This window comes from Paraburkholderia sp. CI3, assembly GCF_050436505.1.
Taxonomy (GTDB): domain Bacteria; phylum Pseudomonadota; class Gammaproteobacteria; order Burkholderiales; family Burkholderiaceae; genus Paraburkholderia; species Paraburkholderia tuberum.
The window spans coordinates 748414-760547 of record NZ_JBNDMI010000003.1 but is presented as its reverse complement, the minus strand read 5'-3'; the positions used below and the strand labels follow the sequence as shown (position 1 = coordinate 760547).

Below are 12134 nucleotides of genomic sequence, written 5' to 3'. Positions count from 1 at the left end.
GTTTGCGTGGGTGAAATTTCGAATCGAACAAAATTTGAACAGGTCATCGCTGCTTATGCCACCCGCTGCAGTCTATATCCCTCGAAGAAGCTCAATCTGCCGCTGGTCGGCCGCATCTTCCTTGGTGCGACGGCGATCGTCACACCGCCTTTCATCGGCGGCGAGACGATTGTGATGCTCAGATCCGCGCTGGACCTCCTTCGTACGATGTTTATGACCTGACCGGACTTGAAGCGAGGTGCTCCCGTCGTTTGGACACGGCGCCGAGGACAAGCAACGCACAACCGGAACAGATATTGGTTGATTTCAATGAACGCACATTTGCCCACGGCACTCCTACGCGCTGATACCCACATCGCTGTTGAAGCGAAGGTAAGATTTCGAGACATTCCATACAACTACACATCTTTCTCTGATCGTGAGATCGTTGTTCGTCTTTTGAATGAGGCGGCATGGGACGCGCTTATAGGCCTGCGCGCCGACCCGAAGTTCCGACAATCGCTGCGACTTCTCCACTTGCTGCTCGGTGATATCTGGGTCGTGCGCCGCAATCCGTATCTGCAGGACGACCTGCTCGACAATCCGAAGCGCCGCGCGCTGCTGATCGAGGCGCTCAATCACCGTCTCGCCGAAATCGAGAAGCGCCGCCGCGCCGATCTGCGCGAACACGGCGACGAAGCCGGCGTCGAGCGCGCCGCGCGCGTCGAAAAGCTGGTGCAGGCCGCGCGCCGCGCGATCGACGAGTTCGCCAGCGAATTCCAGCAGACCTACGACCTGCGCCGCCGTTCTACGCGCGTGCTCGGCAAGGTCACGCAGAAAGACAACATCAAGTTCGACGGCCTGTCGCGCGTCTCGCACGTGACCGACGCGACCGACTGGCGCGTCGAATACCCGTTCGTCGTGCTGACGCCGGACTCCGAGGCCGAAATCGCCGGCATGATCAAGGCCTGCTTCGAACTCGGCCTGACGGTGATTCCGCGCGGCGGCGGCACCGGCTACACGGGCGGCGCGGTGCCGCTCACGCCGTTCTCGGCCGTCATCAACACCGAAAAGCTCGAACAGCTCGGCCCGGTCGAAATGACCCAGCTGCCGGGCGTCGATCGCAAGGTCGCGACGATTTTCTCGGGCGCGGGCGTCGTCACGCGCCGCGTGACCGAAGCGGCCGAGCAGGCCGGCTTCGTGTTCGCGGTCGACCCGACCTCGCTCGACGCGTCCTGCGTCGGCGGCAACGTCGCGATGAACGCGGGTGGCAAGAAGGCGGTGCTGTGGGGCACGGCGCTCGACAACCTCGCGTGGTGGCGCATGGTCGACCCGGAAGGGAACTGGCTCGAAGTCACGCGTCTCGAGCACAACATGGGCAAGATCCACGACATCGAAGTCGCGCGTTTCGAGCTCAAATGGTTCGACGGCAACCACGCGCCGGGCGAGAAGCTGCTGCGCACCGAAGCGCTGGACATCAAGGGCCGTGTGTTCCGCAAGGAAGGCCTCGGCAAGGACGTCACCGACAAATTCCTCGCCGGTCTGCCGGGCGTGCAGAAGGAAGGCTGCGACGGCCTCATCACGTCCGCGCGCTGGGTGCTGCACAAGATGCCTGCGCATACGCGCACCGTCTGTCTCGAGTTCTTCGGCCAGGCGCGCGAGGCGATTCCGAGCATCGTCGAAATCAAGGACTACCTGTTCGAGACGTCGCGCCAGGGCGGCGCGATTCTCGCGGGTCTCGAGCATCTTGACGAGCGCTATCTGCGCGCGGTCGGCTATGCGACCAAGAGCAAACGCAACGCGTTTCCGAAGATGGTGCTGATCGGCGATATCGTCGGTAACGACGCGGACGCGGTCGCGCAGGCCACCTCGGAAGTCGTGCGCATGGCCAACGGCAAGAGCGGCGAAGGCTTCGTCGCCGTCAGCGCCGAGGCCCGCAAGCGCTTCTGGCTCGACCGCAGCCGTACGGCCGCGATCGCAAAGCACACCAACGCGTTCAAGATCAACGAAGACGTCGTGATTCCGCTCGACCGCATGGGCGAATACACGGACGGCATCGAGCGCATCAACATCGAGCTGTCGCTGAAGAACAAGCTGCAACTGGTCGACGCGCTCGAAGCGTTCTTCAAGGGCGGCAAGCTGCCGCTCGGCAAGAGCGACGACGCGAACGAAATCCCGAGCGCCGAGTTGCTCGAAGACCGCGTGCAGCAGGCGCTCGATCTACTCGCGCGCGTGCGCACGCGCTGGGAATTCGTGCGCGGCAAGCTCGACCTGTCGCTGCGCGAGGCGCAGCACTACCTGGTCGGCCTCGGCTACGAGTCGCTCGCCGAAAAGTTCGCCGACCGCGTCGACGCGCAGCCCGACGCAAACGTATTCCATCTCGCGCAGGACCGCACGATTCGCGTGTCGTGGAAGCAGGAAATCCGCGCCGAATTGCGGCAGATTTTCAACGGCGGCGAGTTCAAGCCGATCCTCGACGAAGCCCAGGCGATCCACAAGCAGGTACTGCGCGGGCGCGTGTTCGTCGCGCTGCACATGCACGCGGGCGACGGCAACGTCCACACGAACCTGCCGGTCAACTCCGATAACTACGAGATGCTGCAGGACGCGCACACGGCGGTCGCGCGCATCATGAAGCTCGCGCGTTCGCTCGACGGTGTGATCTCCGGCGAGCACGGCATCGGCATCACGAAGCTCGAATTCCTGACCGACGACGAGATCGGCGAATTCCGCAAGTACAAGCAGCGCGTCGATCCGCATGGCCGCTTCAACGCGGGCAAGCTGCTCGAAGGCGCGGACCTGCGCAACGCGTACACGCCGAGCTTCGGCCTGATGGGCTACGAATCGCTGATCATGCAGCAGTCCGATATCGGCGCGATTTCCGAGTCGATCAAGGACTGCCTGCGCTGCGGCAAGTGCAAGCCGGTCTGCGCGACGCACGTGCCGCGCGCGAACCTGCTGTACAGCCCGCGCAACAAGATTCTTGCCACGTCCTTGCTGGTCGAGGCATTCCTGTACGAAGAGCAGACGCGCCGCGGCGTGTCGATCAAGCACTGGGACGAGTTCAACGACGTCGCCGATCACTGCACTGTCTGCCACAAGTGCGTGACGCCGTGCCCGGTGAAGATCGACTTCGGCGACGTGACGATGAACATGCGCAACCTGTTGCGCAAGATGGGCAAGAAGAAGTTCAACCCGGGCAACGCCGCGGGCATGTTTTTCCTGAACGCGACCAACCCGCAGACCATCAACCTCGCGCGCACCGCGATGATGGGCGTCGGCTACAAGGCGCAGCGCCTCGGCAATGAAGTGCTGAAGAAGTTCGCGAAGAAGCAGACCGCGCATCCGCCCGCCACGGTTGGCAAGCCGGTGATCACGCAGCAGGTGATCCACTTCATGAACAAGAAGATGCCGGGCAACCTGCCGAAGAAGACCGCGCGCGCCTTGCTCGATATCGAGGACAACAAGATCGTCCCGATCATCCGCAATCCGAAGACGACCACCGCCGACACCGAAGCGGTGTTCTACTTCCCGGGCTGCGGCTCCGAGCGGCTGTTCTCGCAGGTTGGTCTCGCGACCCAGGCAATGCTGTGGGAGGCGGGCGTGCAGACCGTGCTGCCGCCGGGTTATCTGTGCTGTGGCTATCCGCAGCGCGGCTCGGGCCAGTACGACAAAGCCGAGCAGATCGTCACCGACAACCGCGTGCTGTTCCACCGCGTCGCCAATACGCTGAACTACCTCGACATCAAGACGGTGGTGGTGTCGTGCGGCACGTGCTACGACCAGCTCGCCGGTTACGAATTCGAAAAGATCTTCCCGGGCTGCCGGATCATCGACATCCACGAGTATCTGCTGGAAAAAGGCATCAAGCTCGATGGCGTGAACGGCGTGCGCTACATGTACCACGACCCGTGCCATTCGCCGATCAAGACGATGGACCCGGTCAAGCTCGTCAATCAGCTGATGGGTTCGGAGCAGGACGGCTACAAGATCGAGAAGAACGACCGCTGCTGCGGCGAATCGGGCACGCTCGCGGTCACGCGTCCCGACATCTCGACTCAGGTGCGCTTTCAGAAGGAAGAGGAACTGAAGACAGGCATTGAGCGTTTTCGTGCAGCGAAATTTGATGGCAACGTGAAGGTCCTAACCACTTGCCCTGCGTGTCTTCAAGGTCTTTCACGCTACTCGGAAGACATAGACGCTGACTCCGAGTATATCGTTGTGGAGATGGCAAGGAAAATTCTGGGGGAGGACTGGCTCGCAAACTACATCAACCAGGCTACTCGAGGTGGTATTGAGCGTGTCCATATGTAGGTCGGTTAGTCGGGTCTTGTCATGCTGGCACTGGATGATGCGCGTTCACGGTCTCCTGTTACAGCGCAAAGCCCCCCCACCACGCCCGCAGCGGCGCCGATATGATGGCAAGGTCGCGGTGGCGAAGAGCAACCAGCGCTGGTGCTCGGACGGCTTCGAGTTTCGTTGCGACAACGGTGAGCCGCTGCGTGTCACGTTTGCTCTGGATTGCTGTGACCGTGAGGCGATGATCTGAGTAGCGACAACTGGTGGCCGCAGTGGCCATGTGGTGCGCGACGTCATGCTGGCAGCCGTCGAGAAGCGCTTTGGCAACGTCCCGAAGGCACCGGCTGAAATTGAATGGCTGACGGACAACGGCTCGGGTTATACGGCGGAGAAAACCAGGACCTTTGCGTCCGACATTGGTTTGAAGTCATTGACCACACCCATGTGCAGCCCGCAAAGTAAAGGCATGGCGGAAAGCTTCGTGAAAATGATGAAGCGTGATTATGTCACCTTCATGCCAAAGCCAGATGCAGCAACCGCAGCGCGCAATCTCGCCGTCGCGTTCGAGCATTACAACGAGCAGCACCCTCATAGCGCGCTGAAGTACCGCTCGCCACGCGAGTTCAGGCGCAGGGCCGATTCATCAACTCATGTGTGAGGCGGGCAAATCCCAGGAACGTTATTATGCACCATGGAGAGGTCAGTAAGAATATGTGACATCACTTCTACTGCCGATGTGTGTATGAAGAAGTGTCCCCCTTCGACGAGCCGTAGCTTGAACGGCCCGTCACTGTAGGTCTCCCAGGCCAGGAGCGACCCGATTTCGACATTTTTATCGAGAGTCCCTCCGAAGACAGAAAGCCTGCTAGGTAATGCAAAAGGTGTGCTTGTGCAGTAGCGCTCAGCAATTCGCAAATCTGCTCGAATCGTTTTCAAGAACGGCCGTAACCATTCTGGTCTAGCGAGAAGCTCCTCGGACGTACCTCCCAATTCCGCAAGACGCTGGACGAGTTCATGGTCGGTCAGCATGTGGACTGGATCCTGGCGTGGCTCGATATGTGGCGCTCTATGCGCCGAACAGAACATGTGTATCGGAGCCGGCTTTCCTTTCTGCACAATGTTGCGCACAAATTCGACACTTACGATGCTGCCAAGGCTATAGCCAAACGTTGCGTATGGCTTTCCTATAAGGGCGTCCGTGGCGTCAGTCAAGGCGTCGACTATTTCGCCGAGTCCGCCGGGAGGCGGCTCCGAGAATCTCGTTTGACGTCCGGGCGGTTCGACGGCGACGACTTCGATATGCGCTGGCATGTCCAAGGCCCAACGACGATAAAGTCCAGATCCGCCACCCGCATAGGGAAAGCAGAACAATCGGATTCGAGCTTCGGGGCGCGGCTCGTGCAGGATCAACCATGGTGTTTTCTTGACGAGCATGATTCTGCGAACAACCTTTTGATGGAGAAGGTAAGGAAAGTGAATCGCTGGCCGTGTGGCCGAGCGCCCGGAACCAATAGCATATGCGCCGACATCAAGAACCGTCCCCCGTCCTTTAGTACAGGGTGGGTCTGCCGTGTCATGGACTGGCGCAATCGGGCCGGGTCAGGATCGGCGGAGTCGAGCCACGCATCACAGTCGTCGATAGGAGACCGCGCCAAATCGGGGGCGAAGTCGGGTCCCCCAGGAACCTCCCCCCACGCTGGCCTTGCACAAGATCTTCAACTACATCCTGCAGGCACTGTACATGGGTTGCCAATGGAAGATGCTTCCCGATCGACAGGAATGCAGAAGGTCACCCTGAAATTCACTATACGCGCATCTACCGCACGTTTCGTCGCTGGCAGGCCGATGGTTGCATCGATGCCATCTTTTCGGGCTCGGTGCAGCAACTTCATCAGGACCAGCTGCTTGACCTTTCGGTCATCCACGGCGACGGCACCCCGACGGCGGCGAAGAAAGGCGGCGACAATCTCGGGTATAGCGGGCACAAGCATCTGAAGGGCGACAAGGTGGTGGCCTTGTGCGATCGCAACTGCAACGTCATTGCTCCATTCATCAGCGCTCCCGCCAACCGCAACGAATCACCGCTGTTGCGCGACGCGCTGCCCGGCCTTACCGCCATGGCCCGTGCCATTGGCGCGGACCTGCACGGTTCAATCGCCAGCCTGGATGGCATTTACGACTGCAGGGCCAACGGTAAGGCGATCTTCAATCGCGGCATGACCCCGAACATCCCCGAGAATCCGCGCGGACGCAAAATACCGAAGCGGGGCCGCAAGCAGCGCTACGATCCGGCAATCTTCGAGGAGCGCTTCAGGACCATTGAACGGGTCTTCGCCTGGGAGGACAAGTTCCGCCGTCTGCTGCTGCGCTTTGAACGCATCAGTGACGTTCACTACGCGTTCAAGACGCTTGCCTATACGATGATTAACCTGCGCCACTACTGCTGAACCAGCGCGGGGCTCGCACTTCACTGACTGCGGCACGCGCCGTGATTGCTCACGCCTGTTGCATTCGCATTCCTGATCATAATGCAAACTCCGATATCGAGATACCAGTCGCTTTTCACAACGATGTTCCTGGCTTCGCACGATTACCAACGGTCATCGTAGTTCTTCCGTTCGCAATGGACGGAAACGCGCAACCAGTTGGACGCGATTCGGTAAGCGCAGCGCATGCAGGTCGTGAGCGCTGAGAAGAGGTGACATGGTTGTTCCTTTTTGCGAACGATTTGGCGTCGTTCAGATGCGTGACAGTACCGAGCAGCATATCGATGACAGCACAAGAATTCCTGACGCCACGCTGAATTTTTGTGAAACCGGAGGATGTCTGTCCGGCCTCCTGAATAAAGACCTATGGCGTCAGGCCTGGCGGGCGGCGTGCGGACGGCCGATCGCCAGATAGTGAAAGAGCGCGACGAGCGGGAAGGCGGTGGCGACGCCGGCGACCAGCGGCCAGCCACCATGCTCATAGAGCGGACTGGCCAGCGCCGAGCCGAATGCGCCGCCTACAAAGATACTGGTCATATACAGCGCGTTCAGACGGTTTCGGCTCGCGGCATGCAACGCATAGATTTCGCGTTGTCCCAGTACCATGTTCATCTGCACGGCGAAATCGAGGACGATGCCGGTCGCGACCTGCCCGATCACGCCCCACGCGGGATGGATCAACGCAGGCGTATAGGCGAGCGCGCCCACCACCAGCGCGATCAATGTCGCGCGCACCGTGAGGCCCGCGTCGGCGAGGCGGCCGGCGACCGGCGCCGAGGTCGCGCCGATCGCGCCAACCAGCGCGAAGATGCCGATCGCGGTCTGCGAGAGCCCGAACTGCCGGGTCAACTCGATCGGAATCGCAGTCCAGAAGAGGCTGAACGAAGCGAACATCAACGCCTGATACAACGAGCGATGGCGTAGCACCGGCATCGTGCGGACCAGATGACCGAGCGAGCCGATCAGCTGAAAATACGTGGCTTGGTGATCCGGCTGGCGGCGCGGAATAGTGAGCGCGAGCACGCTGGTGACGATCGCCATCAGCACGGCCGCCGAGCCGAATACCGCGCGCCAGCCGAAGTGCCCGGCCACCACGCTGGATATCGGGCGCGCCAGCAGAATGCCGAGCAGCAGTCCGCTCATGATGGTGCCGACCACCTTGCCGCGCGACTCGTCCGGCGCGAGATGGGCGGCGAGCGGAATCAGGATCTGCACGGCCACGGAACTGAAGCCGATCAGCAGCGAAATCCCGAGCAACCAGCCTGGCTGGTGCGCGAACGCGGCAGCGCCCAGGCTCACGATCGACACCAGCGCGGTGGTGATCATCAGCTTGCGGTTTTCCAGCAGATCGCCGAGCGGCACGAGAAAGAACAGCCCGACCGCGTAGCCGATTTGCGTGAGCGAGACGATCAGGCTCGCCGTGCCGCCGGACATGTGAATGTCCGGCGCGATCAGTTCCGTGATCGGCTGCGCGTAGTAGAGATTCGCGACGATCGCGCCGCAGCAGAAGGCGAACAGCGCGACCAGGCCGCCTGTCAGTTTGGTCTGGCCTGGGCTTCCGGCGGTGATGGATGCGTCGGTTGACATGAGTAACTCCTGAAAATGAAAAAGCGGAAATGCGGAAAAGAAGCGGAAAAGCTTTGGAACTAACCGGCGATATTCATCAAACGGTCGCCGAGCGAAATGCCCAGATCGGTCATGCGCTTGCCGCGTTGCAATTGCTGGCTCTCCCAACGCTTGAGCAACAAATCGATGCTCGTGTCGGCCTGCCCGGCGCCCGACAGCGCAAGCGCGAGCGCATGTGCGTTGGCCGCCGCCTTGGCGGTGCTGCCGGCCGTATGCGGACGCGGCACCGATGCCGCGTCGCCGATCAACACCACGCGTCCGAACACCATCTTCGGTGCGCGTAGGTCGACGATCGGCTGCATGAACGGGTCGTCGGTTGCATCGACCAGCGCGCGAAACGTCGGCCCGAGCAAGGCTTTCGCATCGAGCCGCAACTGCCCGACATCGGCGCGCTTGGTCGTGCCCGGCGGCAGCGAGAACGCACGCGCCGCGCCGTGACGGTCGACCAGCAGCGCGTTGAGCTGATCGCGGTTGTACTTGCGATACCAGACCCAATTCCAGCGACGCTCGCCGGGCACGGTCGAGTCGTTTTCGCCGGGAATCAGATAGGCGAGTGCCGAGTGTTCGTCGCCCTGCTGGAACGTGAAGCGCTCGCGCAACGTGTCCGCCGCGAAGAGCGGCAAATCGGGTTCCGCGACCAGTCCGCGCCATGCCACATAGCCCGCATAGGCCGGCACGATCTCGGGCAACAGGCGGCGCCTGAGCGTCGAGCGGATGCCGTCCGCGCCGATCAGCAGATCGGCGGGCTCGCTGCGGCCGCATGCGAAGCGAGCGACGACTTGCTCGCCGTCCATGCGAAAGTCGCTAAAGGTCTCGCCGGTATGCAGATGCTTCGCGGGCAGCGCGTTTCTCATGGCGCTGTACAGCAGGCTCCATGAAGTTTGCACTTGCGGCATGAACAGCTGCTCGACGCGCTTGTCCTCGCGATCGAGATAGAGGCGTTCGCCCGATGCCACGCCCGGCGGATCGGGCAGGGCGACGCCTGCGAACTGCAGCGCGTCCAGCACGTCCGGTTGCAGCACGATGCCGCCGCCGCGGCTATCGAGCTGCTTCGGCGAGGTTTCGAACACGTCCACGTCCCACCCGGCCGCGCGTAGGGTGGTGGCTGAGAACAGTCCGCCGAGTGAGCCGCCGATCACCACGGCGCGCGGTTTGCCGAGTGCGCTCATGCCGCGCTCCGTTGCGTCGCCGCCCGTAATGCGTGAGCGAATACGGCGGGCGGTTGCGCGCCGCTGATGACTTCGCCGGCAATGGCAATCGTCGGCACCGAATGAATGCCCCGGCGGTCCGCTTCGTCGCGCGCCGCCTCGATTTGCCGAGCGCCGGAGGCGGAACGCAGATAAGTGCGGGTTTCGCCGGCATCGAAGGCGTGTTCGGCGGCGATATCGACCAGCGTGTCCAGCGAACCGATGTCGCGGCCTTCCGAAAAGTAGGCGGCATAGATGGCTTGATACAGCGCGGCGGCCTGCCGGGGCTGATTGCGCGCTTGCGCGAACTGCATCAGACGATGCGCAAGCCGCGTATTCGGCGTGCGCAGCACCTTGTCGTAATTGAACTGGGCGCCTGCCGCGAGACCGGCTGCGGTGACCTGCGCATCGAGGCCTTGCGAGCGCGCCCAACTGCCGAATTTGCGCGTGCGATAGCTGCGCCGGTCCATGCCTTCGACAGGCATCGCCGGATTCAATTCGAACGGCACGTAACGGATCGAAACAGCCGCATTGGCGCCGGATTCCGCGAGCGCCGCGGCGAGATTCCGTTGGCCGATCCAGCACCACGGACAAATGAAGTCGTAATGGACCTCGACCTGAATGGTTTGCATGTTGCACCCCTTCGCTAAGTAACGAGGACAGCTTATTCGTTGCGTGTCGTTCGCGGAATGTGGCTAAAATGCAATCCCGCGTTGCGTGTGGCGCAATCAACCTCCCGTTGAGGCCGTACATGGACAAACACCTCGCCTTGAACACATTGCTCGAAGTGGCCGACGCCGGCGGCTTTTCGAAGGCCGCGCAGCGCCTGGGCGTCGCCCCCTCGTCGGTCACGCGTCTGATGGACGCGCTCGAGGCTTCGCTCGGTACGGCGCTGCTGACCCGCACGCCGAGAAAGGTCAGCCTCACCGACGCAGGCATTGCGTATGTCGAGCAGGTCGGCAAGGTGCTCGACGATCTGGCCGAGGCGGACGAAAGCGTGTTCGACAGCGGCGCGTCGCCGGTCGGCGCGCTGCGCATCGCGGTGCCGTCCGCGTTCAGCCGTCTGCGGCTCGCGCCACATCTCGCTGCCTTTCTCGCGGAGCATCCGCGCGTGTTTCTCGACGTAGTGGTTGCCGATCACTACGCCGATCTCGCACTCGACAGGATCGACGTCGCGATTCGAATCGGCCTGCCCGATCGCGACGCGAACCTGGTCATCAGAAAGCTGGCGGACAATCCGCGCTATGTCGTCGCGAGTCACGACTACCTCGAACGCAGCGGCACACCGCCCACGCCGCAAGCACTCGATACGCACGAATGCCTGCGCGTGGCGTATGGCGGCGGCTACCGCACACGCCGGGTCTGGACCTTCCGCCGCGACGGCGCGGAAGAACGAGTCGAAGTGCGCGGGCATCTGCTGTCGAACAGTCTCGACATCCTGCTGGAAGCTGTTATCGCCGGACGGGGCATGGCATTGCTGCCTGAATGGCTCGTCGCCGCGGAGATTCGCGCGGGACGTCTGTTGCGGCTGTTCGAGCAGTTCGAGGCAACTCCGCACAATGGCGACGCGGTGGTCTACGCGGCGTATTTGCCCAATCGTCGCCATTCCAGCAAGGTGCGCGCGTTCCTGCAGTTTCTCGAAGCGCGGCTTCGCTCTTCGCTGGAAGGCTGAAGCGCCGCTCGCGGCGCTGTTACGAATGGCGTCCCGATTCGAACAGGAACCACACGCGCTGCTCCGCTTCGTCGATCCAGTTTTCCAGTAGGCCCACCGTGGCGACGTCGCCGTACTCGTCGCACAGCGAATGCGTTTCGCGCATATAGCCCGCCAGCGCCAGATTGTCCTCGCGCAATTCCGCGAGCATGTCGCTGGGCGTCACGAAGTCCGCATCGTTATCGAGGATCCGTTGCAGCTTCGTTATCTGGCCCGCCGAGCGCAGCGTATTGCCGCCAATCTTGCGCGCGCGTTCCGCGATCGGATCGGTGGTGGCGTAGATCTGATCGGACTGATCGTCGAGCAGCAGGTGATAGTCGCGGAAGTACGGTCCCGACATATGCCAGTGGAAGTTCTTAGTCTTCAGATAGAGCGCGAACACGTCGGCAAGCAGGGTGGTCAACGCGACAGCGATGTCGCGCGTCGCGTCTTCGCCGAGGCGTGTCGGTGTCTTGAGTGGCGCGGCGCGATGCGCGGCCGCGCTCAGTGCGTCTTTCATGGCGGTTCCTTTTGAAGTGTCGATCGATTCGACGGCCGGTCCTGAATCCGGCAGCTGAAGTGTGAAATGGCACGCACATAAAGTCCTGCAGAAAATATGAAATGTTCTGAGCCGGCGATAAAGACGGACCGCGTCGCGATCAGCCGCGACTCTCTTTCAGAACAATCTTATTTAGATGCCAGTTCAAAAAGGCTGCTCCGCACGCCTTAAGCTGTTCCAGCAGACGAGGGCGCAGCCGAATTTCAAGAATGCTTCGTGAATGTCCGCTCGACGAGGCGGATTCAACAGGACACTCTTCCATTTGGTCGTTTGTAACAAGCGCAACTGATTTTCGGCGGGCGGGTGGG

Annotated in this window: 9 protein-coding genes and 2 pseudogenes; 5 read left to right on the top strand and 6 right to left on the bottom strand. The window is 61.7% G+C overall.

The genetic code is table 11. The annotated features are described in order from the left end of the window. The first annotated feature begins 6 nt into the window (after positions 1-6). The 3 genes and pseudogenes from OKW29_RS12245 to OKW29_RS12235 form a co-directional block, all read left to right on the top strand. Complete coding sequence (locus OKW29_RS12245; protein ID WP_429291225.1) at positions 7-222, top strand: hypothetical protein; 216 nt, start codon at positions 7-9, stop codon at positions 220-222. Between the two features lie 99 nt (positions 223-321). Next, a complete protein-coding gene (locus OKW29_RS12240) occupies positions 322-4293 on the top strand; it encodes a DUF3683 domain-containing protein (RefSeq protein WP_429292494.1) in 3972 nt (1323 codons plus the stop codon). Positions 4294-4327: 34 nt separating this feature from the next. Continuing rightward, positions 4328-4936 (top strand): annotated as a pseudogene (locus OKW29_RS12235) (DDE-type integrase/transposase/recombinase); the annotation flags it as partial. On the opposite strand, the gene OKW29_RS12230 reads toward OKW29_RS12235, so the two are convergent. Continuing rightward, a complete protein-coding gene (locus tag OKW29_RS12230) occupies positions 4927-5712 on the bottom strand; it encodes a thioesterase II family protein (protein ID WP_429291224.1) in 786 nt (261 codons plus the stop codon). The pseudogene OKW29_RS12235 and the gene OKW29_RS12230 overlap by 10 nt on opposite strands. Before the next feature lie 443 nt (positions 5713-6155). On the opposite strand from OKW29_RS12230, the gene OKW29_RS12225 reads away from it, so the two are divergent. After that, positions 6156-6725, top strand: a complete 570-nt coding sequence (locus tag OKW29_RS12225) for a transposase (protein WP_429291223.1) — start codon at positions 6156-6158, stop codon at positions 6723-6725. 411 nt (positions 6726-7136) lie between these two features. On the opposite strand, the gene OKW29_RS12220 is transcribed toward OKW29_RS12225, so the two are convergent. The 3 genes from OKW29_RS12220 to OKW29_RS12210 are packed head-to-tail and all read right to left on the bottom strand — an operon-like array spanning position 7137 to position 10209. Then, on the bottom strand, positions 7137-8351 hold the full coding sequence (locus OKW29_RS12220) for an MFS transporter (protein WP_429291222.1): 1215 nt from the start codon (positions 8349-8351) through the stop codon (positions 7137-7139). Positions 8352-8410: 59 nt separating this feature from the next. Continuing rightward, positions 8411-9559 carry an FAD binding domain-containing protein gene (locus OKW29_RS12215; protein ID WP_429291221.1) on the bottom strand — a complete coding sequence of 383 codons (1149 nt, stop codon included), beginning with the start codon at positions 9557-9559 and terminating at the stop codon, positions 8411-8413. Next, the gene (locus OKW29_RS12210; RefSeq protein WP_429291220.1) at positions 9556-10209 is read right to left on the bottom strand and encodes a DsbA family oxidoreductase; all 654 of its coding nucleotides are present in this window, start codon (positions 10207-10209) and stop codon (positions 9556-9558) included. Before OKW29_RS12210 ends, OKW29_RS12215 begins: the two co-directional genes overlap by 4 nt. Positions 10210-10328: 119 nt before the next feature. On the opposite strand from OKW29_RS12210, the gene OKW29_RS12205 reads away from it, so the two are divergent. Next, entirely contained in the window at positions 10329-11249 is a 921-nt protein-coding gene (locus OKW29_RS12205) for a LysR family transcriptional regulator (RefSeq protein ID WP_429291219.1), read from the top strand. Positions 11250-11268: 19 nt separating this feature from the next. Here OKW29_RS12205 and OKW29_RS12200 read toward each other — a convergent pair whose 3' ends face one another. Next, positions 11269-11787 carry a Dps family protein gene (locus OKW29_RS12200; RefSeq protein ID WP_429291218.1) on the bottom strand — a complete coding sequence of 173 codons (519 nt, stop codon included), beginning with the start codon at positions 11785-11787 and terminating at the stop codon, positions 11269-11271. 183 nt (positions 11788-11970) lie between these two features. Further along, a pseudogene (locus OKW29_RS12195) lies at positions 11971-12060 on the bottom strand (IS5/IS1182 family transposase); the annotation flags it as partial. Positions 12061-12134 lie beyond the last annotated feature (74 nt).

Bases quoted from the DNA above. Each gene is read 5' to 3' on its own strand.
- OKW29_RS12230 (WP_429291224.1), bottom strand. From the start codon at position 5,712: ATGCTCGTCAAGAAAACACCATGGTTGATCCTGCACGAGCCGCGCCCC.
- OKW29_RS12220 (WP_429291222.1), bottom strand. From the start codon at position 8,351: ATGTCAACCGACGCATCCATCACCGCCGGAAGCCCAGGCCAGACCAAA.
- OKW29_RS12215 (WP_429291221.1), bottom strand. From the start codon at position 9,559: ATGAGCGCACTCGGCAAACCGCGCGCCGTGGTGATCGGCGGCTCACTC.
- OKW29_RS12210 (WP_429291220.1), bottom strand. From the start codon at position 10,209: ATGCAAACCATTCAGGTCGAGGTCCATTACGACTTCATTTGTCCGTGG.
- OKW29_RS12205 (WP_429291219.1), top strand. From the start codon at position 10,329: ATGGACAAACACCTCGCCTTGAACACATTGCTCGAAGTGGCCGACGCC.
- OKW29_RS12200 (WP_429291218.1), bottom strand. From the start codon at position 11,787: ATGAAAGACGCACTGAGCGCGGCCGCGCATCGCGCCGCGCCACTCAAG.